This is a genomic window from Streptomyces sp. TN58 (genome assembly GCF_001941845.1).
Classification (GTDB): Bacteria; Actinomycetota; Actinomycetes; order Streptomycetales; family Streptomycetaceae; genus Streptomyces.
The window spans coordinates 6,829,689-6,855,193 of sequence record NZ_CP018870.1 but is presented as its reverse complement, the minus strand read 5'-3'; the positions used below and the strand labels follow the sequence as shown (position 1 = coordinate 6,855,193).

The window sequence follows — 25,505 nt, the reverse complement described above, 5'->3', positions numbered from 1 at the left end:
CACCGGCGGTGGCCGGTCAGGGGAAGGGGTGGGGTGCCGGATTGAGGTCGCCGGGCTCCAGCGGGCGCTCGCGCAGACCGGCGGCGAACAGCCCGGTCCGCATCCGCGGCATGCCGAGCGCCCGCTGCCGGGACCACCCGAAGTCGATGGGGAGCAGACCCGGGACGAGCACGCTCACCGTGTGCAGCCCCAGGGCCCGCTGCTCCGGCATCGTCTGGTCGACGACCACGACGTCGAAGCCCTCGGCCGCGACGGCCGCCACGCACCGCTCCAGGTCGGTGCGCACGTCGTCCGAGGCGGGGGCGCCCCACGCGTCGGGCCACGCCAGCTCGGCGACGGTCCGCGGGCGCCCGCGGCCGGGGCCGGGACCGCGCAGCAGGAAGTCCGCGTGCCCGCCCATCTCCGGGATCCCGTAGACGAGCGGATGGTCGTGCAGCGCCGTGACCAGGTCGAAGTCGGCCGCCATGGCGCGCAGCCGGGTCTCGTCCCGCTCGGTGCGCCCGGGCAGGTTGACGGCGTCCGTGGCGATCTCGCACAGGGCCGAGGCCAGGGCGGACTCGGGGTCGAGGCCGGCGCCGGCGCCGAAGCACATCCGGCCGGGACCGCCGTCGAACCGTTCGGCGACCGCCGTCACGACGGGGACGGGGAAGGTGATGCGGGTGTCGAAGAACCGGGCCCGGTAGCCGTACATCGCCAGCCGGTCGACCATCGCCCGGGTCGAGGGCCGGGAACTGCTCGCCGGGTCGATCTCGGGCAGCGGCTGGCGCCCGTACCAGGTGAGCAGGAACGCGTCGCGTTCGACGACCTCCATCAGGCCGAAGTAGGCGGCCTCGGCGAAGCTGCCGCCGGAGGCGCAGCCGTTGGAGCTCTCCTGCACGAACCGGTTCTCAAGGCCCGGGGCGTGGTAGTACGTCAGGATCTCCGGGACCAGGCGGGGCACCCGGTCGCGCAGCGACCAGCCCCACACCCAGGCGATCTCCCGGTCGGGGTCGAAGGGGCGTACGCGCGGGTTGTCCCGGTGGAAGGCATCGCTGTAGAGGCCGGTCTCCCGCGGGTCGACGGCGTCGGCGCCGAACCGCGTCAGGGAGCCGGTGACGCTCGTGGTCCGGGCGCGCGCCCGCATCCCGGCGTAGCGCTCCAGGCCTTCCAGGACCCCGACGTGGGCGCTGCGCGCGAAGGAGTCGGTGTGGCCGCCCCAGAACGTCTCGCGCAGGTACGCGCCCGAGCGCATGGAGAAGCAGCCGATGGTGGCGGAGGTGGAGGTCGACGAGACGTCCTGGACGAGGGAGGGCCCCAGTGCCCCGCACAGCGGGTTCGCGAAGGCCGCCACGTCGATGCCGTACGACTCGACGGGCCGGGTACGGAACACGCCGGGCCGGTGTTTCGGCGCGGGCGGCAGTTCGGGCACGGCCGCGTCGGCGGTGTCCTCGTACGGGGTGGCGCAGCCCGGGCACTCCGGGTCGGGGACCAGCGGGTACCGGCGTACGAGGCCGGTCCGCAGGTCCAGGAGGCGGACGTCGGGGAAGACGCCGCCGGGCCCGGGGGCGCCGGGGCGTGGTTCCCGGGCGGCCGTCATCAGGGCGGCCAGCGCGTCGGCGGCGAAGGGGTGCGCGTACGGCCAGTCCCCGGCGGGCCGGGTGCCGCCGCCGAGTTCGAGGGCGTCGCGGAGCGCGACGGACCGAACGGCCTGCCAGCGGCGTTCCAGGCAGCGGGCGCAGCCGCCGGGCGGCCCGACGACCGCCTGGTGCCCGTACAGGTGCACGGGCACGGCGCCGGCCCGGCTGCCGGCGGGGGTCTCGGCGGGGGCGGGCCGGATGAAGGCGTCGCCGGCACCGAGGGGGGTGAGCGTGGCCGGGGGCCCGCCCAGCGCGGCGAGGACACGGTCCAGCCGGGCGGCGAAGCGGGCCGCGGCCTCGGGGCCGAGGGTGTGGGAGAGGCCGGGGTCGCAGGCGGTCAGCGGACCGGCGGCCGTAGGCGGACCCGCCAGGGGATCAGCTGTCGTCGGGCGGTCGGTTGTGGTCAGGGGGTCAGTTGTCGTCATCGCCCGGCTCCTGGGCGGTGGTCAGCAGCACTCTGGCGGTGTGGAGTCCGGCCGAGGCGAGGTCCGGTGCCCCGGTGGGGACGGCGTAGGCGTCGCGGCCCGCCGCGCGCAGCCGGCCCAGCACCTCCGACCAGTCGGCGGCGGCCCGGGCGGGGCCCTGGGGCCGGGCGCCGGGTTCGGTCGTGAGCGTACGGGCGTCGAGGTCGGCCAGGAGCGGGTCACCGGTGTCGGCGGGCCCGCCGGGGGCAGCGTCGTCCCGCTCGTACTGGACGGCGCCCAGCAGGTCCCGCAGCGCGGCCACCGCCGCGGTCCGCCGGTCCAGGGCCGCGCCCACGGCCCAGCGCTCCCCGGCCCGGGCCAGCAGCACCTGGACGCCGGAGTGCGCCGCCTCGCCGAGGTCGAGGAGTTCGACGGGGAGCCCCAGGCGATCGGCCGACCGTACGAGGAAGACGAGTTCGGCGCCGGTGCCGGTGCCGGTGCCGGTGCCGGTGGGCAGCGGTACCGGTGCTGCGGCGCAGCCGCGGACGGCCCGCAGCAGGGCGTCGTGGGCCAGGGCGGACAGCAGGCCCGCGGCGGCCGCGTCGGCGGGCGAGGGTCCGGCCCCGGCGCCGGCGCGGGTACGTTCGAAGAGTCGGTCGGCGTTGTGGGGGCCGAAGGGGCGGACCGCGCCGGCGGGCACGAGCGCGGGCTCCTTCGTGACGAGGGAGACGGCCTGCTGCCAGGCGGCGGCCGTGCCGGGCAGCCCGGAGGCGACGGTCAGCGAGTCCTCCGGCACCGCGCCCCCACCCCTGGCGGCGACGCCGTGGGCGGGCACCACGTGTTCGGCGTAGACCACCGCGGCGGCGTCCAGCGCCCGCATCCGGGCCCCGGCGACATGGTGGACGTCGAAGGCCGTGACCGTCCGGGGGCCCGCGGGGCCGGTGCCGAACTCGACCGCGCTCAGCTTGAGGGGGATCTGGGTCAGCGGCTCGTCGGCGTAGCGTGTGAAGACGCCGGCGTATGGGCGGACCAGCGCCGAGCGCCGGTTCAGCTCCTCCACCAGGGCGTCCGCTTCGCGTGCCGTCTCCAGGGTGGGCAGGGCGGCGGCCGCGACGGTACCCGCTTCGGCGAGGTCCACCGGCGTCACGGGCCGTCGGGCGGCCTCGGCGTCCGGGGCGCAGAAGGGGCAGCGCGGGTGGGCGTGGAGCGGCTCGGCCGTGACGTCGAGGGAGGCCATGTCCTGCACGATCAGCTGGCCGGCGGTCTCGGCGGGCAGGGCCCCGGAGGTGGTGCGGAAGACCTCGTAGCCCAGGAGGTTGCCGATCATGGCGGCCAGTGGACGCCCCGGCTCCGGGCCGGCCGCGGCGGGCCCGCCGGGCAGGGCCAGGGTGCTCCACAGGTCGGCGGCGGCCGCGGTGGCGCCGTCACGGCCGGCGGCGGCGCCGAGCCGGAGCGCGGCGCAGGCCCAGCAGCCGGGGGTGCCGGAGGTCATGAGCGGTCCGATGACGGCGTCGGCGCCGTAGGTCCAGGCCGGGAGCAGCGTGCGGCCGGCCGGGATGCCGGCGCGCAGCAGCGGCAGGAGGCGGGCGGGTGCGGTGCGGCCGCCGGTGACGACCACGAGGTCGTAGCCGGAGAGTTCGGGCCAGGCGGGTTCCCCTCCCGGGGCCGCCGGCAGGGTGCGGAGCTCGACCGGGCAGCCGTCGGCGACGGCCTCGGCCACCTCGGCGTCCAGGGCGGGAGTACCGGAGGCGGGCGCGGCGGGGGCCGGCGCGGCCAGGGCCGGTGACACGCCGACGACCGCGCAGCCGTTGCGTATCAGGCTCGCCGCGCACCAGCGGGCGATGTCGTCGTCGCCCAGGACGGCCACCCGGGTGTGGCGGAAGCGCAGGAAGCGTGCCTCGGCGTCGTCGGAGTAGTGGTCGGCGTAGGCGATCTGCGGGGCGTACCGGCGGGCCACGTCCGGATCGGGCGCCGCCTGGCCGGCCCCGGGTCCGGCGGGGGTGGTGACGGGCCGGGCGAAATCCCGTTCGTACAGGGTCCGGACGAGTTCGCCGACCATCGTCTGCTGCGCTTCGCCGAGGCCCCGGCACAGGTCGGCGACGGAGTGCTCGCCGGTGAGGTGGGGGACGATCAGCGTCGCGAAGCGGTAGGCGGACGTGGCCGTGAGGCGGAAGCCCCCGTCCGCGTTGTGGAACAGCACGCCGTCGGGCGTCTCGGTGAACAGCACGTCGCGGCGGATCCGGGGACGGGTCTCGGCGACGGCTTCGTAGCTGGCGTGGGCCATGGGAACACCCCTGGGTGCGGTCTGGGCGGGATCGGGGAGGGAGCCTGGACGGGAGGGAGCCTGGACGGGAGGGAGCCGACAGCAGGGAGGCGTGCGGCGGGACGGAGACGGGTGCGGGACGGCGACGGGTGCGGGACGGCGACGGTGCGGGACGGCGACGGTGCGGGACGGCGACGGGTGCGGGGCGGAGCGGGCCGTGCGGGGTCTGCCTGCGGGGTCAGCGCGGCGCGGCCGGGGCCGCCGTCTCCCGCGTGCGCACGCGCCAACGCGCGTAGCTGCGGAGCAGGTCGTGGAGGCGGTAGGGGCCGGGCGGGCCGTCCTCCAACAGACCCGCCTCCACGAGCTGTTCGAGTACGGTTTCGCTCTCCCCGGCCGACGGGTCCGCGGCGGCTCCGGCTGCGCCCAGCCGGAGGAACGCCTCACGCAGCTCGGGGTCCAGCGCGTCGAGCGCCTGCCCCAGCACCTCGGGGACGGAGAGCCCGGGGTCCTCCGCGAGCGCCAGCCGTGCGGGGGGATCCTCCGCGATCCAGGCCGCGCAGTCCGCGACGGACAGGCCGGGCCTTGTCAGCAGCCGTCCTGCGGCGATCCGCAGGGCGAGCGGGAAGTGCCCGCAGGCGCAGGCCAGTTCGCGGGCCGCGGCGGGCTCCGTCGCGATGCGTTCCGGGCCGACGAGCCCGGCGAGGAGCCCGTACGCCTCGGGGGGCCGGAGCACGTCGAGGCGGTGCACGGCGCCGCCGTGCGTGGCGACGACCGCGGCCAGTTGGCGCCGGCTGGTCACGAGGACGGCGGCGTCCTCCGCGGCGGCCAGCAGCGGCAGCACCTGCCAGGCGCCGGCCGCGCCGTCCAGGACGATCAGGCAGCGGCCGGGGGCCTCGTCCGGCAGGAGCCGCGCCGCCTCCTCGACGGCGACCGCAGTCCCGTCCGGCCGGGCCAGCCGGAGGGTGAACACGCCGCCGGGGAAAGCTTCCTGCACCTCGTGGGCGGTCTGGCGGGCGAGCGCGGACTTGCCGATGCCGGGCGCTCCGGAGACCACGACCAGGCGCGGTCCACGGGCGGCGGTGAGCCGGGCGGCCATGGCCCCGCGGTCGGCCTCGCGCCCGGCGAACGCCGGGACGGGCGGTACCGCACGGCCCGGCCGGCCCGGTCGGCTCGGGGCCGTCGGGCCGGCGGACGCGCCGGGGGGCAGCGCGGGGGCTCCTGCCGCGGCCGCGGTGCGCGCGGGCGGCCGCGGCGGGGCGGGCGCCAGCTCCTCGGCGCGCAGGATGGCGAGTTCCAGGCGGCGCAGTCCCGGTCCGGGGTCGATGCCGAGTTCGTCGCGCAGCCGGTCGCGCACCGTGCGGTACTCGGCAAGCGCCTCGGCCTGCCGACCGGTGCGGTAGAGCGCTTCGACGAGCTGCTCGGTGAAGCGTTCGCGGACCGGGTGCCGGCGTGCGCTCTCGTACAGGTCGACGAGGACCTGATGGCAGTTGCCCGCGGCGAGTTCGAGGTCGCAGACCCGCTCCAGCACCCGCAGCCGCTCCTGTTCGAGGGCGGGCACCGCGTCGCGCTGGAGCATGCGGGAGGCGACGTTGGCGAGGGGCTGCCCCTGCCAGAGGGAAAGCGCCTCGCGCAGCCCGTAGAGCTCCTCCCCCGGGTCGGCAGCCGCTCCGGCCCGTGCCGCGAGGGTGCGGAAGCGGACGAGATCGAGGGTCCCGGTGTCGCTGCGCATCCGGTAACCGCCCGGCACGGCCTCGATGGTGGTCGCGGATATGCCGTACTCGGCGAACAGCCGGCGCAGTCGCAGGACGCACGTCTGCAGTGCGGCGCGGGCCGTGGCGGGCGGTTCCTCGTCCCACACGGCGCGCAGCAGGTAGGCGGTCGAGACCACGGTGTTGGGGTGGAGCAGAAGTGCGGCGAGGAGGCTGGTCGGCTTGGACGGTTTGAGAACGACGGTTTCGGGGCCGTGCGCAATGCTCAAGGGCCCCAAAAGCTGGAACCGGATGATTGATCCCCCGTGTCGGGACACGCATTCCCCCAATGGGGAGCGCGGCGGGGGCGGTGGTCTGCCGGTTCTGCGGGGCCGTCACACGCCGGAAATAGTCCGGACCAATCCCCGAGTCGCCGTCCGCCCCCCGTTGGGCGGTGAATAACGGGAACACTACATAACGGATCTTGTGGAAGTCGAGCCGGCGGATGACCCAATTCCTTCCCGCCGCATTGTTCTCCCTTCTCCGTAACCCGGACGCTTCGAGGAGTTACCGCCGGTTCGCCAAAACCGTTAAGCGGTAAACGAATTACCGTGGAGGCGCTATCCAAGCACGTTGTCGTGATCCAATTAAGGTGCATATCGCGCCACTGATATGGCTGATCTCAGACCCCGGTGGAGGCGGGCAGTTCGCGCACGCCGAACCACTGCTCGGCGCCGAACTCCTCGAACCGCTCCACCTCGGTGAAGCCCAGCCTCGCCGCGAGGCGCATCGCGCGGTCGTTGGCGCTCTGGGTGCACAGTACGACCGGCTCGCCGGGGCGTACCCCGGCGAGCCAGTCGAGGGCCGCCGTGCAGGCCTCGGCGGCGTATCCGCGGCCCCACGCCCGCGGCAGGAACATGTAGCCGAGCTCGGTCTCCCCACCGCCCGGGCGGACGTGTCCGGGTCGCCCGGCGTCGCGCGGGTCGAGTGTGATCATGCCGATCATCGCTCGGTCGAGCTCGGCGACGAAGAAGCCCGGCCGTTGGCCGGGCACTTCGGGGGCCGTGCGTTCCAGCTCGTCACGCGGGCGGGAGCCGCCGGCGTAGACGCCCACCTCCGGTGACGCGAACAGGTCGACGAAGGCCGCACGGTCGCGCGCCTCGGAGGCCCGCAGCACGAGGCGCTCGGTGCGTATCGGGGCGGGCGGCCAGGCGGCGTGCCGGTGTCCGGTCATGAGCGCCAACGTACCGCGCCGCCGGCGGACCGGCCGGGCGATCGGGGCCCTCAGTCGGGCCAGGTGCCGGTGAGGCGGCGGACGGCCACGGCGCCGCCCCGGTCGATGGCCGCCTTGACCACGGCGAAGACGGCGCCCTGGAGGACCGCGGCGATGAGGATCTCCCGCCACGTCCGGTCCTCGTCGGTGGCGTTCGGGGCGTCGTCGTCGTGGCCGAGCCCCTTCCACAGCTGTTTGAACGCGGCGCCGGCCAGCGCGCCCCCGAGGGCGCCCAGGGCCAGCCCCACGGGCTTGTACGCCACTGCCGAAGCCTTCATCGTGCCTCCTCGGGACGGTCCGTCCGGGTCCGGGTTCGCTTCCTCCCGGCGTCTGCCCGCTCCGGCGCACGGCTAACGCCCGACCGGGGCCCGTCCCGGCCCCCGGAGTCCGCCAGCTGCCGCTCGGCGGTCTCCAGCAGCATCTCCAGGGCGACCGGGTAGGCGCTGTGCGGCATACGGGCGGCCAGCAGGCCGGCGGTGGCCGCGATGTTCGGGTACGCGTCGGCCGGCAGCCGGGCGTACGTCGACTCCCAGCGCTCCTCGTCCGACTCGCGGGCCTCGGCCGTCAGGGCGAGCGGGCCCGCGTCGAGCGCGGCGAACGCCAGGCTCTGGTCGATGTAGGCGTGGTAGATCCGCACCGCGTCCTCGTCGCCGAAGCCCGCCCCGCGCAGGATGCCCAGGATCGCCTCGTCGGCCGCGATCTCCCGCGGCCGGCCGGTCACCCGGCTCGCGGTCAGCAGCGCGGCCTGCGGGTGGGCGAGGTAGGCGCCGTGGATACGCAGTCCGAGGGCGCGCAGGTCGTCGCGCCACCGGCCGGTCGGTGCCCAGCCGGCGAGGGCCCGGCCGATCAGCTCCTCGCCCATGGCCAGGGTGAGGCCGTCCATGCCCTCGAAGTACCGGTAGAGGGTGCTGGGGTCCGCGCCCAGTGCGGCCCCGAGCCGCCGGGCGGACAGGCCCGCGCTGCCGTGCTCGCGCACCATCCGCAGCGCCGTCTCGACGATCAGCCGCTCCGAGAGCACCGTCCCCTGCCGGGTCGGCCGGCGCCGCCTGCGGGCCTCCTCCGGGACCACGTCCTTCGCCATCGCGCCCGCCTCCGTGACGTGCCGGTCTTATGCCAACACCATTGACCTTAACTCGGGGCGCCCGGTTCCATCAGCCCCCTGGAGGCGCACGCCTCGCCGAGAAGGGACGAAGACATGCGTGTTCTGCTTGTGGGTGCCGGCGGCGTCGGGAGCGCGATCACCAAGATCGCCGCCCGTCGTGACTTCTTCGACCACTTCGTCGTCGCCGACTACGACCTGGCCCGCGCGCAGGCCGCGGTCAGAGCCCTGGGCGCCGACGAGCGGCGCTTCAGGGCCTGCCGCGTGGACGCCTCCGACGAGGCGGCGGTGACCGCGCTGCTCACCGAGCACGGGTGTGACGTACTGATGAACGCCACCGACCCGCGCTTCGTGATGCCGCTGTTCGGCGCCGCCCTCGCGGCGGGCAGCCACTACGTCGACATGGCCATGTCCCTCTCCCGCCCGCACCCGGACCGCCCGCACGCCGAGTGCGGGGTGAAGCTCGGCGACGAGCAGTTCGAGCGGGCCGCGGACTGGGAGAAGTCGGGCCGCCTCGCGCTCGTCGGCATGGGTGTCGAGCCCGGCCTGTCGGACGTCTTCGCCCGCTACGCCGCCGACGAGCTCTTCGACGACATCGAGGAGATCGGGATCCGCGACGGCGCGAACCTGACCGTCGAGGGCTACGACTTCGCACCGTCCTTCAACATCTGGACCACGATCGAGGAGTGCCTGAACCCTCCGGTGGTGTACGAGAGCGGACGCGGCTGGTTCACCACCGAGCCGTTCAGCGAGCCGGAGGTCTTCGACTTCCCCGAGGGCATCGGGCCGGTCGAGTGCGTCAACGTCGAGCACGAGGAGGTGCTGCTGGTCCCGCGCTGGGTCGGCGCCCGCCGGGTGACGTTCAAGTACGGCCTCGGCGACGACTTCATCGGCAAGCTCAAGGCCCTGCACGCGCTGGGCCTGGACTCCACCGCCCGGGTGCCGGTCCGCGGCGGGGACGGCGCCGAGGTCCGGGTCTCGCCGCGCGACGTCGTCGCCGCCTGCCTCCCCGACCCGGCGACGCTCGGCGACCGGATGACGGGCAAGACCTGCGCCGGCACCTGGGTCCGGGGCACCCGGGACGGCCGGCCGCGCGAGGTGTACCTCTACCACGTGGTCGACAACCAGTGGTCGATGCGCGAGTACGGCTCCCAGGCCGTCGTCTGGCAGACCGCGGTGAACCCGGTGGTGGCCCTCGAACTCCTCGCGAACGGCGTGTGGTCGGGAGCCGGCGTCCTGGGCCCCGAGGCCCTGCCGCCGGTGCCGTTCCTCGACCTGCTGACGGAGTACGGCTCGCCCTGGGCCGTCCGCGAGCAGGACCCCGCGCCCGCTCCGGGCCGCTGACACCGCCGCACCGGCAGCCGAACGGAACCGAATTGATCTTCTTTGGCGTCTTTGCCCCCACGTGACCGTCAAAGGGAGAGGAGTGACGACGTGGAGCAGACCCGTCGTGCCGTACTGACTCTGGGAGCGGGAGTGGCGCTGGGCGCGGCCCTGCCGGCGGGTGCGGCCCGTGCCGCGGCGCCCGGCGGCGCGGGCGGTGAGGCCGTACGGCGGCTGCGCGCGCTGGAGCGCGAGTACGGCGCGCGGGTGGGGGCGTACGCGCGGGACACGGGCACCGGCCGGACGGTGCGGTACCGCGCCGACGAGCTGTTCCCCATGTGCTCGGTGTTCAAGGCGCCCGCCGCGGCGGCCGTGATGCGGGACCTGGACCGCGACGGCGGGTTCCTCGCCCGGCGGATCCGCTACACCGCGCAGGACGTCGCCGGCGCGGGCGGCGGCTCGGTGACCGGGCTGCCGGAGAACATCGCCCAGGGGCTGACGGTGGCCGAGCTGTGCTCGGCCGCCATCGCCCAGAGCGACAACTGCGCCGCGAACCTGCTGCTGCGCGAGCTGGGCGGACCCTCGGCGATCACCCGCCTCTGCCGCTCCGTCGGTGACCGCGTGACACGGCTCGACCGGTGGGAGCCCGAGCTGAACTCGGCCGAGCCGTGGCGGGTGACCGACACGACCAGCCCCCGGGCCATCGCGCGGACGTACGGGCGGCTCGTCCTCGGCGACGCGCTCGTCCCGCGGCACCGCGAGCTCCTGACGCGTTGGCTGGTGTCCAACACGACGAGCGGCGACCGGTTCCGCGCCGGGCTCCCCCGCGACTGGGTGATCGGGGACAAGACCGGCGCCGGGTCGTACGGGACCAACAACAACGTGGGCATCGCCTGGCCTCCCGGGCGGCCGCCCGTGGAGCTGGCCGTGCTGACCACCAAACCGGAGGCGGCCGCGCCCCGCGAGAACGCCCTGGTGGCCCGGGCGGCCGAAGTGCTGGCCGCGGCACTCGCCTGACGGCCCAGCGGGCGGGCGGCCTCCGACCGCGGGACGGCCGCGCCCGCTGCCCGGCGTCCGCGGCCCCGCGCCGGGGGCGAGGCAGCCGGATCCGCCGTGGGCGCCGAGGTGTGCCGGACCCGGCCGTGGGCAGGCGGAGGGCATGGGCGTGTACGTCGGCACCTCCGGGTGGCAGTACCGCGACTGGTCGGGCGTCCTCTACCCGCCGGACCGGCCGCAGCGCCTGTGGCTGGAGGAGTACACCGGTCATTTCCGCACCGTGGAGAGCAACGCCGCCTTCTACCGGCTGCCGACACCCGAGACGTTCGCCCAGTGGCGGGCCCGCACCCCGCCCGGTTTTGTCATGGCCGTCAAGGCCAGCCGCTTCCTGACGCACGTCAAACGCCTGCGCGAGCCGGCCGAGCCGGTTCACCGGCTCCTGGCGCACGCCGCGTCCCTGGGGGACCGGCTCGGACCGGTCCTGCTCCAGCTGCCGCCCACCCTGCGAGCCGATCCGGCCGCACTCGACGCGTGCCTGGCCTGCTTCCCGGCCGAGACGCGTGTCGCGGTCGAGCCCCGGCACGCCTCCTGGTGGACGCCGGAGGTGCGCTCGGTCCTGACCGAGCGCGGTGCCGCCCTGTGCTGGGCGGACCGCGGATCGCGGCCCGTGACGCCGCTGTGGCGCACCGCGGGCTGGGGATACGTGCGCTTCCACGCGGGCCGCGCCCGGCCGGCTCCCCGCTACGGACGGACGGCCCTGCACACCTGGGCGGCCCGGATCGTGGACACCTGGCCGGCGGACTCGGACGTCTTCGCCTACTTCAACAACGACCCCGGCGGAGCGGCCGTGGCCGACGCCCGGGCGTTCACCAGGCTCGTGCCGTCCCCGCCAGGACGGCCGTACCCGGCGTACGCCGGCGCATGAGACCGGAGCACCGCCGGCTTCCCGCCACCGCCCGCTCGACCGCCCTCCGTGCCGGGAACCGGCTCGTCATCCCCCTCAACCCGCCTACGACGCACTGATCTTGGCGGTACCGTGCTGATCCAGCGGGCTGACGTGGTGCCTCCGAAGTGCCACGATGGTCCGTGCTTCAACAGTGTGCCGTTCGGGACGCTACGAAAGCGGCGCCGGCGTGTCCCGGAGGGCGGCCCTACCCCACGAAAGGGCGGACACCCATGCGCGTAATACCGTTCGTATGGCCCTTAGGCAGTGGCCGCGGCGCGGCCGCGGACGACGCGGTGCGGCTCTACTACAGCCGCAAGACACAGGAGATCCTGCACAAGTACGGTCCGGGTCCACGCGTCCACTTCCATGTGGGGCTGTATCCGGACGGCCCACCGGACACCACCGTCGCGCAGAGCGCGCTCAAGCGGGGTCTGTTCGAGGCGCAGGAGCGGATAGTCGACCACGCGGCCCGTTCCTGGGGCGCGTACGAGGCGCCTCCCCGGCGGCTGCTCGACATCGGCTGCGGTCTCGGCGGGACCTCGTTGTACTGGGCGCAGGAGCACGGCGCGTCGGTCACCGGTCTCACCGTCGCACCGGAACACCTGCCGATCGTCCGGGACTTCGCCCGTCAGGCCGGGGTCGCGGAGCGCGTGGAGCCCGTACTGGCGGACGTGCACGACCTGGACGAGACCCGGGTGTACGACGCCGCCTACGCCAACGAGAGCAGCGGGTACACCGACCGGGCCCGGTTGTTCGAGGTCGTCGCCAAGGCGCTCGTACCCGGTGGCTGGTTCGGGATCCAGGAGCATTTCGTGGGCGCGTCCGAGTGGCGGGAGTTCATGGACGGCTACTACAGAACGCGGCTGGGCCGGCGCTCGGACTACCTGGCCGCGGCCGAGGCGGCCGGATTCGAGCTGGTCCAGGACGAGGACGTGACGGACGCGGTGGCGGAGTTCTGGGTGCAGTCCATGGCCTGGAACACCGCCGAACTCGACCGGCTGAGAGCGGGCTCCGGCGCCGAGCCCGGGGCCTGGAGCGCCGACCGGCTCGAACAGTCGACGATCGCACACAGCAAGTTCTTCCGGCTGTGGCGCGATCACGCGGTGGAGACGCGGCTGCTGCGCTTCCGGATCGGCGGTGGCGGATGACCGCGCCGCCACGGCCCTCACGCCTGGGCAGGGGGCTGCCGCCCTTCTACTGCCCCCTGCCGCGCGACCTCGTCCATCCCGACGCGAAGGAGGTGGAAGCCCGGGCGGTCGAGTGGCTCGACGCCTTCGGCCTGTACCCGGATCCGGTCGAGCGCGCATGGGGGCTCGCCACCCACAGCGCCGACTTCTCGTGCCGCATCATCCCCGAGGGGGACGTGGAAGCCCTCCTGCTGTTCACCGAGTGGAACTACTGGGCCAACGCCGTCGACGACTGGCAGGACTCCGGTTCCGACGATGTGGGGACGGCGGCCGTCGTCGAACATGGGGCACGGCTGCTGCGCACGATCGAGGACCCCGGGGCGGGCCTGCTGCCCGAAGGGCCCATGACCCGTGCGCTGCTGGACCTGGTCGGCCGCACCCACGCTCTGCTCACCCCCTACGAGCTGCGCAGATTCGTCGAGGGGACGCGGGACTGGCTGCTCGGGGCGGCCTGGCGCGCCGCCCGGGCGGAGGAGGGATCGATGCCGGGGCTGAACGACTTCGTCGCCATGGGCCCGCTCGCGAACGGCACGCGGTTCTCGCTGACCTGGTCGGACGTCGCCCGCCGGGACCGGCTGCCGGCGGACGTCCTGTGCTCCCCCGCCCTGACGGCCCTCACGGACGCGGCCGGTTTCGTCGTCAGCGCGGACAACGACCTGTTCTCCTACGACAAGGACGACCATCTGGAACCGCGCGAGGTGAACCTCGTCAACGTCCTCGCCCGTCAGGAGGGCTGCTCCCCGGCCGAGGCGGTACCTCTCGCCGTGGCGCTGCGCGACCGGGTGATGGTCCTCTTCCTCCGGCTGCGGGACCGGCTGGAGCACGGCGCGGACTGCGAACTGCGTCGTCATCTGGCGGCGTTGGGCCATTACGTCGCCGGCTCCATCGCGTGGCAGACCCGTGCGCCGCGGTACGCCAGCCCGCGCAACCGGTACGAACTGCCCGTGGCGGACTCCTCGTTCACGGTCCGGTTCGCAGAGGGCCCCGGCTGCACCGGGACCGGGCCGCCCGACCTGCCGGCTCTGGCCGGCTGGTGGCGGCACCTGCGGCACTGACGACGGAAGGGGGCCCCGGCCGGTGCGGCCGGGGCCCCCTGGGAGCGTGAGAAGCGGAAAGAGCGGAACGAGGCGGCAGCCTCAGCGTCGGCCGAACAGCCGGCGCCACCAGCTGACACCGCGCCGCCTGCGGCCCCCGGTGACGGCCACCGCGGGCGGCGCCGCCGGCTGCGGCGGGATCACCGGGTGGACGGGGTGCCCGGCGGGCTGCTCCACCGGGAGCTGCGGGGCCGGGGCGGGCACCGAGCGCGGGGCGAACTGTACCGGCAGGGACAGCAGGTGACGTGACATCAGCGTGCCCCGCCACTGGAGCTCGCTCGCGTCGACGGCCAGCTGGAGGTCGGGCAGCCGGTCCAGCAGGACCTCGATGCCGGTGTCCGCGATGGCGCGCCCGATGTCCTGGCCCGGGCACTCGTGCGGGCCGCTGCTGAAGGCCAGGTGGGAGCGGTTGCCATGGACGGACGCGGACGGGTCGGGCCGGATCTGCGGATCGGCGTTGCCGGCCGCCAGGCCGAGCAGGACCATGTCCCCGGCCTTCACCTGCTGGCCGCCGAGCACGGTGTCCCCGGTGGCCCAGCGCCCGATGATCGTGTTGATCGGCGGGTCGTCCCAGAGGACCTGCTCCAGGGCGTCGGGCAGGGTCATGTGGCCCCCGGAGAGGCTTGCCCGGAACCGCGGGTCGGTCAGTACGGTGCGCAGCGTGTTGGCGATCAGGTTGGCGGTGGTCTCGTAGGCCGCGATCAGCACGACGCGCAGGTGCATGAGCACTTCGGTGTCGGTGAGGTCCGCGGGGTGCTCGATCAGCCAGGAGGCGAGGTCGCGGGCCGGCTTGGCCTTCCGCTCCGTGACCAGGTTCTCCAGCGTGGTGGTGACGTAGCGGTCGCTCTGGAGGGCCGTCTCCGTCCCCTGGAGCATGTCGCGCGCCGCGTTGACCAGCAGCGGCCCGTGTTCGTCGGGGGCCCCGATGAGCTGTGTCATGACCAGCATGGGGAGCTGGTCGGAGAAGGCGGTCACCAGGTCGGCGTACCCCTCGGCCGCGATCTGGTCGACGAGCTGGTTGGCGAAGCGCGTCACGTAGCGGCGGATGCCGCGCTTGTCGAAGCGTTCCAGGGACTCGACCACGGCCGCGCGCAGCCGCTCGTGGACAGGGCCGTCGGTGAAGTTGCACACCGGCACCCAGGAGACCATGGGGCCGAGCGGGGTGTCCGCCGGGACCCGGCCCTCCCTCAGGTCGCGCCAGCCCCGGGGATCGCGGGCGAACCGCGACGACGTGCGGGCGACGTCCAGGTTCTCCCGGTGGCCCAGGACCAGCCACGCCGGGAGGTCTCCGCTCACCAGGACCGGGGCCACCTGGCCGTGCTCGGCCCGCAGCTTCTCGTACAGGGCGAGGGGGTCCGCCTGGGCTTCCGCTCCGTGCAGGCGGTACAGGCCGCCCGCGGTCGCCGCGGCGTGGGCGGGGCACTCGGGCGGCGGGGTGGGGGTGGTGCTCACATTGCCTCCTGGGTGGCTGCCTGGGAGTGCAGGTAGCGCATGAGGGTCAGCAGGACGTCGCGGGACGATTCCCGCCTTCTTGCGTCGCAGACGAGGATCGGGACGGCGGGCGGCAGGTCGAGGGCCTCACGCAGCTCCTCCAGCGGGTGCTCGGGCGCGCCGGGGAAGGAGTTGACGGCCACGACGAAGGGCACACCGCGTTCCTCCAGCCGTCCGATGACGTCGAAGCTGATCTCCAGCCGGCGGGTGTCGAGGAGTACGACGGCTCCGAGCGCGCCTTCGAACAGCCCGCGCCACAGGAACCAGAAGCGTTCCTGGCCGGGTGTCCCGAACAGGTACAGCACGAGTTCGTCGTTGATGCTGATGCGGCCGAAGTCCATGGCGACGGTGGTGGTGATCTTGCGGGCGACGCCCCAGGTGTCGTCGATGCCGACGCCGGCCCTGGTCATCGTCTCCTCGGTGGTCAGCGGCTTGATCTCGCTGACCGCACCGACCATCGTCGTCTTGCCCACACCGAAGCCGCCGACGATGACGACCTTCACGGCCGCCGCGGCCGTGTGCGGCAGGATGTCCGCCTCGCGCGGCCCGGCGGGCGGGTCAGAGCTTCTGAAGTCCATCGATCACTGCCTCGATCAGAGCAAGGTCGGGTAGCTGCGCGGTGGGAATGGGCGGGCGGACGTGGACGCGTTGGGCGGCCATCAGGTCTCCGACCAGCACGGTGACGACGCTCACGGGCAGGCCTGCGTACGCGGCGATCTCGGCCACCGACAGCGGTGACTGGCACATCCGCAGGATGGAGGCCTGCTCGGGTTGCATCTCGGGCCGGGGAGGCCCTTTGGCCACCACTAAGGTCACGAGGTCCAGGCGGACGGAGGTGGAGGGGCCACTGCGTCCGCCGGTGATGACATAGAGCCGTTCGGGACTGGCGTCCTCCCAGCTCGCGGGCGGCTCTTTCACGCGGGCTGCCCGTCATGCCGCGGCGGGCTGCTCAGGTGGTCCCCCATTCGGGTCACCAGGTTGCGCATCTGCGCGCCCATCAGGCCCGCGTCGACACCCTCGTCGGCGAGGACCGCGAGGTAGGAGCCGTCTCCGGCGGCCATCAGGTAGAAGAACCCGCCGTCCATCTCGATCACGACCAGCCGCATTCTGCCCTCGGAGCTGGGCAGCTCGGCGGCCACCGCTCCGGCGAGGCTCTGCAGGCCGGCGCAGGCGGCCGCCAGGCGGTCGGCCGTGTCCGTCTCGGCCCCGTACTGCGCCACGCAGAGCCCGTCCGCGGACAGTACGATCACGTGCCGCGTCTGCGGCACTCCGGCGGCCAGGTCCTTGAGCATCCAGTCCATGCTGCTTCGCTGAGTCATCACTGTTTACGCCCCTTTGGTCGCTGAACCCGACGAGTCCTGTGCGCCCGGTGCGTCCTGGCCGGGCTCGCCGGCCAGTCCGCTGTGGAACGCCTCCAGCCACATTCCGGGACCGTTGTCGTCCGCCGACTGCGGCCTCGCGGCCGGCCGGACGTCGGAGGTGGTGACGCGGTCCTTCCGGCGCCGCTGCGGCAGACCCGTCGCGGTGCGTTCGGAGGCCGGGCCGGCGGCGGGCATCGGCCCGGACAGCGGCGCCGGAGCCGGCCGGGGGACGGACACGGCGGCCGGCGGCGCGTCCACGGGGTGCTCGCGCGGGGTGGCGGACACCGCCCTGGGCCCCGAGGAGGAGCCGATGCCGTGGGCGAGGCCGGTCGCCGCGGACGCGGTGGTGATCAGGTGCTGCGGCACGATGACCACGGCGCGTACGCCGCCGTACGCCGAGGAGCGCAGCGACACCTGGAACCCGTACGCCTGCGCGAGCCGGCCGACCACGGCCAGACCGAGCCGCGGCGTCTCGCCCAGGTCGTTGAGGTCGATGCCGGACTGTGCCTGCGCGAGCATCTTCTCGGCGCGGGAGCGGGCCTCCTCGCTCATGCTGAGGCCGCCGTCCTCGATCTCCACGGCGATACCCGACTGCACCTCGACGGCGGTGAGGTGGACCCGGGTGTGCGGCGGGGAGTAGCGGGTGGCGTTGTCCAGCAGCTCCGCGAGGGTGTGGATGAGCGGTTCGACGACGGGGCCGAGGACGGCGACCTCGGTGACCGAGTGGAGTTCCACGCGCTGGTAGTCGATGATCCGCGACATCGCGCCGCGCATCACGCTGTAGAGGGTGACGGCCCTGCTCCACTGCCGGCCGGGGCGCGCACCGCCGAGGACCGAGATGGAGTCGGCGAGCCTGCCGATGAGGGCGGTGCCGTGGTCGAGTCGCAGGAGGTCGCCGAACACGTCCGGGTTGCGGCCGTGCCGGTCCTCCATCTCGCGCATCTCGTGGGCCTGCTGGTGGACGATCGCCTGTACGCGGCGGGCGACGTTCACGAAGGCCCGCTGCGCCGAGTCGCGCAGGCTCTCCTCGTTGTCGACGGCGTCGATGACGTGCGCGAGCACGTCCTGGAGGGCGGTCCTGAAGCGGGGGGTGAGGGCGGCGTCGTTGCCCCAGCGGTTGCCGTGTCCGGCGCGGCCGCCGAGGGAGGTGAGCACTTCCTCGGCCACCTCGCCCCGGCGCAGTCGCTCGATGGCCTCGGGGAGCACGACGGCGGACAGGCGGGTCGCCTCGGTCTCCTGGCGGGCCAGGGTGTGCTGGAGGGCGGCGATCTGGGCGCTGCGGGCCGCGAGCGCGCGGCCGCGCCGCAGGGCTTCCACGAACACGGCGGCGGCGCACAGGGCGCCGACGGCGACCAGGACGGTGCCGACCGGCTCGGAGGAGGAAACAAGCGCCCCGACCAGGCAGACGGCTGCCACGGACGCGATCGCGGGCAGTGCCCGGCCTGCTCCCACCTCCGGGCGGGCCGTTTCAGGTGGAATGTCTCTTTGCTCCATCGGCGTCCTTGAATTATCGGAAAAGGGTTACCTTCTGACCGGTGGGCGGGAGCATAACTACGCCCAACTGCCCGCACGGGCGCTTTCGTTGGAGTTCATCGGACCGAAGGAACTGCTTTGCGCCATATCTGCTGACGTTTTCCGGCCACGGCGCCGGGAAGTCCTCGGCGGCCGGCCGCGTAAGGGGAGGTCGACGCCCCGCCGGCGCTCCGGCGTCCCGGCTCTCCGCCCCGGGACACCCACCGAGACCGGCCGCGCAGCCCGGGCGCCAAGTGGCGCCCCGAGCGGAGATGCGCTAAGGCGTGCAGGCCCGAGGCCTTTCCCGACTCGTCGGGGCGGCGCGCCTGCCGCACACTGGAGTCGTCCTGGGGATCCCGGTGCGCGGAGAGGTACGGCATGGTCATCAGTCACCACATCGCCGGCGGAGCACTGCACGTGCGGATCCTGCACGAGCTGGGCGTCACCGACCGGGCGGCGGCGGCCCTGCAGATCGAATCCCTCGTGCACGCGCACCGCCCCGAGCAGGTCACGGTCGAACTGCCGAGCAGCTCCCCCTCCCCCATGACCTTCAGCGCGCTGGCCCGCGCCCAGCGGATGTGCCAGAGCCTCGGCATCCCCCTCACCGCGACGGGCCCCGGCGGACGACCGCCCCTCGCCCCCTTCGGCCCGGAGGCCCGCGCGGCCGCCCCCCGGTGGCTGGAGCACGGGGCGCGCCACGACCACTGACGACGGGTGCGCAGCCGCCGCGCACCCGCCGCCCGGATCGGTCCTCGCGCCGGCTCCGATGCTGCGGCCGCAAAGGCTCACCGGGTCACAGCACGCCCTAGCTGAACGGCTCCAGGGTCATGAAGGCCTCCTGGGGGTTCGCCTCGTGGACCAGCGACTCGTGGGCGCCCACGTCGTCGAAGGCGAAGCCGTACGCCTTGCCGTCGGCCATCTGCGCGTGCATGAGGCGGGAGTAGTGGTTGGTGACGGCGTCGCGGTAGAAGCCGGCACTGTTCGCGTCGGGCTGGTTCGGGTTGGTCAGGAGCGTCGAGCGGTTGAAGCCCGCGCACAGGGTGCGGGAGATCGGGCCTCTGACGGCGTCGTTGGGGGCGTCCAGTTGCTTGTAGCAGCCGAAGACGCTGTCGGAGTCGGGCTTCTGGAAGCTCGTGACGACCGCCCCCGAGCCGTCGGTGAAGTTCATGACGTTGCCCGACACCCGGCCGTGGTACTTGGTGCTCGGCTGGTGCGCGAACGGCGTCACGGTCAGGGTGGAGGAGCTGTACCTGCTCCAGACGCGGTTGATGTAGTCGTTCATCACGCCGGCCGGTATGCCGCCGGCCTCGATGCCGTGGCCGGGCGAGAGCGCGCGCAGGGGGGTGCCGTCCGGACGGCTCTGGATCAGGCCGCCCCAGCCGGTCGAACGCAGCCCGCCGAAGACGGCGTTGTAGCCGCCGGGCTTGAGGCGGCCGGTGTTCTCGACCGTGCCGCCCGGGGTCTTCGCACCCACCGCGTACGGGGCGGAGAACATGTCGACCTGGGTGCTGTTGATCCACAGCCCGCTGTCGTTGAGGGTGTACTCCGACCAGTTGAACAGGATGTCGCGGTTGGGGTCGGAAGGGTTCTGCACGGCGGGCTGCACCAGGCCGCCGGTGGTGAGCTTGAAGACGAGCTTCTGCCCGTACGAGAAGTAGACGCGTCCGGAGAACTTGGGCATCCGGATCGTCTTGGTCTGCCCCGGGGCCGGGCCGACGATCGCCGCGTCGGGCGCGGGGGTCGGCGGATTTCCGCCGGTGGGCCAGGGGTGGAACGTGCCGTTCGCGTCGGCCCAGCCCTGTCGGCCCGACGCGAGCTGGGTGCCCAGGTTGTAGATGTAGACGGGCTCGTTGCGGCCCGAGCTGTTCTTGATGGTGAGCGGGATGGTCGCCGGGACGGCATCGGCCGACGGCGGCGGACCGAAGAGCAGCAGACCGGCGCCAACGGTCAGCACCGAGACGCCGAACGCCGGCAGTTTCGACAGACGGGACACTCTCAACCTCCTTGCGCGGGGGGACCTGCCGATGGGGGCGGCAGGGCATAGGTCGATCTGTTGAATCGTGAGAGCGCTCTCAGCGTCTGGCTGCGTTCAATTCATGTCAATACTCTCGACATGCCCTCAACGGTCAGAAGGCGTACCGGATCCGCAGCCACGGCGCGTTCGCGGCGGCGAGTGCGCGCATCGCCGCGACGGCCTCGGCCTTCACCCCGTTGCGGTAGCGGACGTTCCGACTGCCGTTCTGCGAGGTCTTCGGCTGTTGGATGCCGGGGCGCCAAAGGACGTCCTCCGCGCGCGGGTGCCAGCGGAGATTGAGGTCGTGCAGGTCCTCGTTGTGCGTCAGCATGATCACTTCGGCGGCCGCCTGGTCCTTCACCCGGGCCGGCAGCACGTCGTCCATGTGCCGGAGCAGGAGGGACCAGTCCCGTTCCCAGCCCGGGCGCAGGACCACCGGCGAGAGGTTGAAGTGGACCTCGTAGCCCGCCTCCAGGAAGTCTCCGGCCGCGGCGATACGGCTCTCCACCGGGCTGGTGCGGATGTCGAGCAGCGTGGAGTCGCTCTGCGGCATGAGGGAGAACCGCACACGGGTCCGGCCGCGGGGGTTCAGGAGGAGCAGGTCGGGGTTGACGAACTTGGTGGCGAAGGACGCCTTGGCGGTGGGCCACAGCGCGAAGGCATGCACCAGGTCGGCCACGTTGTCGCTGATCAGGGCATCGGCGGAGCAGTCGCTGTTCTCGCCGATGTCGTAGACCCAGGCGGTCGGATCGCACTGGTTGGCCTCCGGCTTGGGGCCGAGGCGCGCGACGTGCCGGGAGAGGTGGGCGATGGTGCGTTCGATGTTGGTGAAGACGGTGATCGGGTTGGCGTACCCCTTGCGGCGGGGGACGTAACAGTAGGCGCAGGCCATGGCGCAGCCGTTGGCCGGGCCGGGGGCGATCCAGTCCGCGGAGCGGCCGTTGGGCCGGGTGGTGAGTGTCTTCTTCTCCCCCAGGACCAGGGTCTCGGTCTTGATCCGGACCCAGCGGTCGACGTTCCCCTCGTTGCCGTGCAGGTCCGGGATCCGCCAGTGCGAGGCGACGGGGACGACCTCTGCGTCGGGGTAGCGCGCGAGGACCTGCCTGCCCCGCGGTGAGGCCGCGGCCGCGGGTTCGGCGTAGATCTCCCGTACGGACAGCAGCCGGCGCGCGGTCGGGGAGTCCCGGAAGAGCGGTCCGGCGTGCGTCCGCGCACCGGGCATCTGCCCGGTGTCGATGTCCTCCGGACCGAACAGGGCGTCCTGGCCCCCGTCACCGGGGCGGCCGGCGGGTGGCTGGGCCGGCATGTGCGCCTCCTGCGTGTGTTCGGCGGCTGTCCCCGCGGGGCGCCGGGGATGCGTGGGGCGTGCGGCGTGCGCTGCCGGAGGCGGGCCCGGGACGGCGGCCGGCCGGCCGGCCCGGACACGCTCCGGAGCGGTCATGGCGTGAAGAGCACCTTGACGGCGCCGTCCTCCTTCTTGCTGAACATCTCGTACGCGTCGGGTGCCTCCTCCAGCGGCAGCCGGTGGGTCGCGAAGTCCTCCACGCCCAGCGGATCCTGGTCGGTGAGCAGCGGCAGGATGTCATCGACCCAGCGCCGCACGTTGGCCTGTCCCATGCGCAGCGTGAGCTGTTTGTCGAACATCGTCAGCAGGGGCATCGGGTCGGCGGCGCCACCGTACACGCCCGACACGGAGACGGTGCCGCCGCGGCGGACGAGGTCGATCGCGGTGTGGAGCGCGGCGAGCCGGTCGATCCCGACGCGTTTCATCAGTGCGCCGGCCAGGGCGTCCGGCAGGAGTGTGGTCGCGCCCTGGACGGCCGCCGCGACGCGGCTGCCGTGGGCTTCCATCCCGACCGCGTCGATCACGGCGTCGGGGCCGCGGCCGCCGGTGAGTTCGCGCACGGCGTCCGCGAGGTCGTCGGCGCCCTGCCGGACGTCCAGGGCGTGGACACCGCGGCGGCGGGCACGGTCCAGGCGTTCCGGTACGAGGTCGACGCCGATGACGGTGTCGGCGCCGCGGTGGGCGGCGATGCGGCAGCTCATGTCGCCGATCGGCCCCAGGCCCAGTACGGCGACGCTGCCGCCCGGCGGTACGCCGGCGTACTCGACGGCCTGCCAGGCGGTCGGCAGGACGTCCGAGAGGTACACGAAGCGTTCGTCGGGCGGCCCGTCCGGGACCTTGACGGGCAGGGCGTTGGCGAAGGGCACCCGCAGGTACTCGGCCTGGCCGCCCGGCACCTGGCCGTAGAGCTTCGTGTAGCCGAAGAGGGAGGCGCCTGTCCCGTGCTCGCGGACCTGTGTCGTCTCGCACTGCGAGTGGAGTCCGCGGGTGCACATGTGGCACGTCCCGCAGGAGATGTTGAAGGGGACGACGACCCGGTCACCCGGTTTGAGGGCGGTGACGTCCGCTCCCGCCTCCGCGACGACGCCCATCGGTTCGTGGCCGAGGATGTCACCGGGGTCGATGAAGGCGCCGAGGACCTCGTACAGGTGCAGATCGGATCCGCACAGGCCGGTCGTCGTGATCTTGACGATGATGTCGTCGCCGTCGCGGATGGCGGGGTCGGGCACGGTGTCGACGCGTACGTCCCGCTTGCCCTGCCATGTCAGAGCCCTCATGACGCCTCCTCCTCACCCCCGGGGATTTCTCCGTGCACCAGGCGCCTGCCCGCATTGCTCCGGAGGAACCGGGCGCGGCCCGGTCACCTCACGCCGCCCGCCCCGGCGCGCGGTCGGAGTCGGGCCAGACGTAGGGCAGGTCGTCCGCGACCCCGGGGAAGTGCGGGCGGTAGAAGTCGGGGTCCTTGCGGACCAGGGCGGACTGGTGGCTGCGGTGGAAGTCCGGGGCGCCGAGCCAGGGCGGGAGGTCGCCGTCTGCGGCCAGCTGCCGCTGTGTCCTGGGCTCCCCGCCCGGGAGCCAGGCCCGGAAGTCCCGGACGAGGGTGGCGGCGCAGGTGTCGGCGCGCCCCTCGGCGGTCCAGGTCCCGCAGACGTCCAGCCCGTACCGTACGAGGGCCTCCTCGTAGCCGGTCCACATGCGTGCGGCCGGGTGGCGGCGCCATCCGTAGCCCGGAACGATCAGGCCGCGCAGCACCTGGAGTGCCTCGACGCGCTGCTTGCCGAGCCGCCGGGTGTCGAGCACGGCTGCCGAGGCCCGGAACGACGCGTACGGGAGAAAGGTCTGCAAGGGTTCTCCTCCCCGGTGGTGCGTGGCGGGTCCTCGCGGTCGGTGCGCCGGCCACCGGTGCCGGCGGCTTCGACCCGCCGGGCGCCTGCCCTCCTGGGCGCCTCCCGAAACCGCGCCCGCGCCGCTCCCGCGCCGCGGACCCGGTGCGTGATCGGCGTGATCGGCGGGGCACCCATACGATGGGAGCACCAGTGCGGGTGCGACCCGGTAGGAAAGGAAACGGGTTGAATCGGTTCGCCCGGCTCGCCACGCGGCTTCTGGCGGTACCGCTCGGGGTCGTCTGGCTGGAGCCTTCCGCAGAGGCCGCCGGCGCGGTCCCGGAGTGCTGGCCGCCCGGTACGAGCCCCGATCCGGGCGTGCTGGTGTGCTGCCGCCGGGTCGCACAGGACGGGCGGCCCCGCTTCCTGCCACATGCCGACGACGGCGGCGGCACGACCTTCGCGTTCGCGGGCGTCCCGCTGGTGGGGGGTTCCGGCGAGGTCCTGGGCGTCCTCGCCGTCACGGACCACGGCCTGCGGGAGTGGAGCGAGGACGACGTACGGGACCTGTCGGACATCGCCGCCGCGTGCAGCGCGCAGATGCGGATGCGGACCCGCTCCGAGATCGTCCGTCAGGCCCGCGAGGCGGCGGAGGACGCGGCGCACGCGGCGGCCGGCGAGGCGACCCGCGTGCACGCCCTGCTGAACCGGTCCGAGCTGCTCCTGCGGGCGTCCGAGGACCTGGCCGACACCAGCGGCCTGGCGGACGTCCGCCAGCGGGTCGGGGACGTGGTCAGCGGGGACCTCAAGCCGGCCCTCATCGACCTGGTCCTGGTGCGGCGGGGGATGCTCCACCACGTCCTGCATCCCGTCGACGACGCCTTCGCCTCGACCGGCGGGGCGGGCGAGGACGGCGGGACGGGCGGGGGCCGCGCCGAGGCCTTTCCCCTCGGTTCGGACTGGCCGGTCGCCCGGGCGGTGCGGGAGAACCGGATGATCGTGGTCCAGGCACCGTGGGAGGGTGAAGGCGCCGACACGGCCCCCGGCCTCCCCCTGGCAACCCCGGCGTTCGACACCCTCGACCACGGCACCGCCGCCTGCCTGCCCCTGCGCGGCACGCGCGGCACCCTGGGGGCGCTGGTCCTGGGCTGGGACACCCCGTACGGGATCGGCGTGGACGAGCGGGCGGTCCTGACCACACTCGCCGGGTACACCGCCCAGGCGGTCGAGCGCGCCCTGCACCTGGACGAACGCGTCACCGTCGCCCGGCAGTTGCAGCGGGCCATGCTCACCGAGCTCCCCGACGTACCCGGCCTGGAGCTCTCCGCCCTCTACCGGCCGGCCGCGCAGGACGACATGGTGGGCGGCGACTGGTATGACGCCTACCCCCTGCCGGTGGCACCGGGCACGAACGCGGCGGGCGCGCTGGCGCTGACGGTCGGCGACATCACCGGGCACGACATGCGGGCCGCCGCCCTCATGGGCCAGGTCCGCAGCATGCTGCGGCAGGCCGATCACGACCATCCGGGCGACGGCCCGGAGCAGGCCCTCGGCGCGCTCGAACGGGCCTGCCGGCGACTGCGCCTCCCGGCGAGCGGCACCGCCGTGCACGCCCATCTCACTCCGGCGGGCGACGGCAGCTGGCAGCTGAGGTGGAGCAACGCGGGCCACCCCGCCCCGCTCCTGGTCGGGGCGGACGGCACCATGGAAGCCCTCACGGAACACGACGTGCTGCTGCACCACGCCCTGGAGCCGGGGCCCCGCACCTGCGACAGCCGCTCCCTGGCCCCGGGCAGCACCCTCCTGCTGTACACCGACGGGCTGGTGGAACGACCGGGCGGGGACATCGAGGACGACGTCGACCGGCTCGCCCACCGGCTCGCCACCGCCGCCCCGGACGTTCCGCTCGACGCGCTGCTGCGGTCCCTCATGGACACCGTCGCCTCCCAGGACGCCCGCGACGACGCCGTCCTGTTCGCGGTCCGCGTCGGCGCTCCTGACCGGGCCCGGGCCTCGAAGAGCTGACGCCAGGCGTTCGCTTCGGGGAGTCCCTCCGGCCTCGTAAAGCAA

General features: G+C 73.8%; 22 protein-coding genes. 7 read left to right on the top strand and 15 right to left on the bottom strand.

Translation table 11 applies throughout. The features are described 5' to 3' along the window. Window positions 1-16: 16 nt before the first annotated feature. The 6 genes from BSL84_RS31020 to BSL84_RS30995 all read right to left on the bottom strand — a co-directional run bounded on the left by BSL84_RS31020 (window position 17) and on the right by BSL84_RS30995 (window position 8,325). The gene (locus BSL84_RS31020; RefSeq protein ID WP_079273368.1) at window positions 17-2,041 is read right to left on the bottom strand and encodes a TOMM precursor leader peptide-binding protein; all 2,025 of its coding nucleotides are present in this window, start codon (window positions 2,039-2,041) and stop codon (window positions 17-19) included. Further along, window positions 2,028-4,304, bottom strand: coding sequence for a TOMM precursor leader peptide-binding protein (locus tag BSL84_RS31015; protein ID WP_075971715.1), 2,277 nt, complete (start codon window positions 4,302-4,304; stop codon window positions 2,028-2,030). The genes BSL84_RS31020 and BSL84_RS31015 overlap by 14 nt, the downstream gene beginning before the upstream one ends. A gap of 217 nt (window positions 4,305-4,521) precedes the next feature. After that, complete coding sequence (locus BSL84_RS31010; protein ID WP_107484872.1) at window positions 4,522-6,261, bottom strand: AfsR/SARP family transcriptional regulator; 1,740 nt, start codon at window positions 6,259-6,261, stop codon at window positions 4,522-4,524. Window positions 6,262-6,653: 392 nt separating this feature from the next. Then, entirely contained in the window at window positions 6,654-7,205 is a 552-nt protein-coding gene (locus BSL84_RS31005; RefSeq protein WP_075971714.1) for a GNAT family N-acetyltransferase, read from the bottom strand. A 50-nt stretch (window positions 7,206-7,255) separates the two neighbouring features. Then, window positions 7,256-7,522: a DUF4235 domain-containing protein gene (locus BSL84_RS31000; RefSeq protein ID WP_030037403.1), complete on the bottom strand. Its 267-nt coding sequence runs from the start codon at window positions 7,520-7,522 to the stop codon at window positions 7,256-7,258. After that, the gene (locus BSL84_RS30995; protein ID WP_234363573.1) at window positions 7,519-8,325 is read right to left on the bottom strand and encodes a TetR/AcrR family transcriptional regulator; all 807 of its coding nucleotides are present in this window, start codon (window positions 8,323-8,325) and stop codon (window positions 7,519-7,521) included. The genes BSL84_RS31000 and BSL84_RS30995 overlap by 4 nt, the downstream gene beginning before the upstream one ends. A 114-nt stretch (window positions 8,326-8,439) precedes the next feature. On the opposite strand from BSL84_RS30995, the gene BSL84_RS30990 reads away from it, so the two are divergent. The 5 genes from BSL84_RS30990 to BSL84_RS30970 all read left to right on the top strand — a co-directional run bounded on the left by BSL84_RS30990 (window position 8,440) and on the right by BSL84_RS30970 (window position 13,850). After that, window positions 8,440-9,687, top strand: a complete 1,248-nt coding sequence (locus BSL84_RS30990; protein WP_030037401.1) for a saccharopine dehydrogenase family protein — start codon at window positions 8,440-8,442, stop codon at window positions 9,685-9,687. A 90-nt stretch (window positions 9,688-9,777) separates the two neighbouring features. Next, a complete protein-coding gene (bla, locus tag BSL84_RS30985) occupies window positions 9,778-10,683 on the top strand; it encodes a class A beta-lactamase (protein WP_075971713.1) in 906 nt (301 codons plus the stop codon). A 142-nt stretch (window positions 10,684-10,825) separates the two neighbouring features. Further along, the gene (locus tag BSL84_RS30980; protein WP_075971712.1) at window positions 10,826-11,587 is read left to right on the top strand and encodes a DUF72 domain-containing protein; all 762 of its coding nucleotides are present in this window, start codon (window positions 10,826-10,828) and stop codon (window positions 11,585-11,587) included. Between the two features lie 251 nt (window positions 11,588-11,838). Beyond that, on the top strand, window positions 11,839-12,756 hold the full coding sequence (locus BSL84_RS30975; protein ID WP_045322252.1) for a methyltransferase domain-containing protein: 918 nt from the start codon (window positions 11,839-11,841) through the stop codon (window positions 12,754-12,756). Next, window positions 12,753-13,850: a terpene synthase family protein gene (locus tag BSL84_RS30970; protein ID WP_051873364.1), complete on the top strand. Its 1,098-nt coding sequence runs from the start codon at window positions 12,753-12,755 to the stop codon at window positions 13,848-13,850. The genes BSL84_RS30975 and BSL84_RS30970 overlap by 4 nt, the downstream gene beginning before the upstream one ends. Window positions 13,851-13,931: 81 nt before the next feature. On the opposite strand, the gene BSL84_RS30965 is transcribed toward BSL84_RS30970, so the two are convergent. The 5 genes from BSL84_RS30965 to BSL84_RS30945 are packed head-to-tail and all read right to left on the bottom strand — an operon-like array spanning window position 13,932 to window position 18,235. Continuing rightward, window positions 13,932-15,341 (bottom strand): cytochrome P450, encoded by a 1,410-nt coding sequence (locus BSL84_RS30965; RefSeq protein ID WP_045322250.1) that lies wholly within the window; start codon window positions 15,339-15,341, stop codon window positions 13,932-13,934. After that, window positions 15,338-15,958 carry a GTP-binding protein gene (locus BSL84_RS30960; protein ID WP_030031534.1) on the bottom strand — a complete coding sequence of 207 codons (621 nt, stop codon included), beginning with the start codon at window positions 15,956-15,958 and terminating at the stop codon, window positions 15,338-15,340. Before BSL84_RS30960 ends, BSL84_RS30965 begins: the two co-directional genes overlap by 4 nt. Then, window positions 15,939-16,298 (bottom strand): DUF742 domain-containing protein, encoded by a 360-nt coding sequence (locus BSL84_RS30955; protein ID WP_030031533.1) that lies wholly within the window; start codon window positions 16,296-16,298, stop codon window positions 15,939-15,941. The genes BSL84_RS30960 and BSL84_RS30955 overlap by 20 nt, the downstream gene beginning before the upstream one ends. After that, window positions 16,295-16,699: a roadblock/LC7 domain-containing protein gene (locus BSL84_RS30950; protein ID WP_030031532.1), complete on the bottom strand. Its 405-nt coding sequence runs from the start codon at window positions 16,697-16,699 to the stop codon at window positions 16,295-16,297. Before BSL84_RS30950 ends, BSL84_RS30955 begins: the two co-directional genes overlap by 4 nt. A 6-nt stretch (window positions 16,700-16,705) precedes the next feature. After that, window positions 16,706-18,235, bottom strand: coding sequence for an ATP-binding protein (locus BSL84_RS30945; RefSeq protein ID WP_045322248.1), 1,530 nt, complete (start codon window positions 18,233-18,235; stop codon window positions 16,706-16,708). A 396-nt stretch (window positions 18,236-18,631) separates the two neighbouring features. Between BSL84_RS30945 and BSL84_RS30940 the strand changes: the two genes are divergently transcribed. After that, on the top strand, window positions 18,632-18,961 hold the full coding sequence (locus BSL84_RS30940) for a hypothetical protein (protein ID WP_075971711.1): 330 nt from the start codon (window positions 18,632-18,634) through the stop codon (window positions 18,959-18,961). A 97-nt stretch (window positions 18,962-19,058) separates the two neighbouring features. Here the strand turns inward: BSL84_RS30940 and BSL84_RS30935 are convergent, their stop codons facing one another. From BSL84_RS30935 to BSL84_RS30920, 4 genes are all read right to left on the bottom strand, one after another. Next, a complete protein-coding gene (locus BSL84_RS30935) occupies window positions 19,059-20,207 on the bottom strand; it encodes a glycoside hydrolase family 64 protein (RefSeq protein ID WP_234363651.1) in 1,149 nt (382 codons plus the stop codon). 172 nt (window positions 20,208-20,379) lie between these two features. Then, entirely contained in the window at window positions 20,380-21,573 is a 1,194-nt protein-coding gene (locus tag BSL84_RS30930) for a spore photoproduct lyase family protein (RefSeq protein ID WP_079273364.1), read from the bottom strand. Between the two features lie 131 nt (window positions 21,574-21,704). Further along, window positions 21,705-22,889, bottom strand: a complete 1,185-nt coding sequence (locus tag BSL84_RS30925) for a zinc-dependent alcohol dehydrogenase (protein WP_030030590.1) — start codon at window positions 22,887-22,889, stop codon at window positions 21,705-21,707. Window positions 22,890-22,977: 88 nt separating this feature from the next. Continuing rightward, on the bottom strand, window positions 22,978-23,457 hold the full coding sequence (locus BSL84_RS30920; protein ID WP_075971709.1) for an MSMEG_6728 family protein: 480 nt from the start codon (window positions 23,455-23,457) through the stop codon (window positions 22,978-22,980). 224 nt (window positions 23,458-23,681) lie between these two features. Between BSL84_RS30920 and BSL84_RS30915 the strand changes: the two genes are divergently transcribed. Continuing rightward, window positions 23,682-25,460 carry a SpoIIE family protein phosphatase gene (locus BSL84_RS30915; protein WP_079273363.1) on the top strand — a complete coding sequence of 593 codons (1,779 nt, stop codon included), beginning with the start codon at window positions 23,682-23,684 and terminating at the stop codon, window positions 25,458-25,460. Window positions 25,461-25,505: the final 45 nt, after the last annotated feature.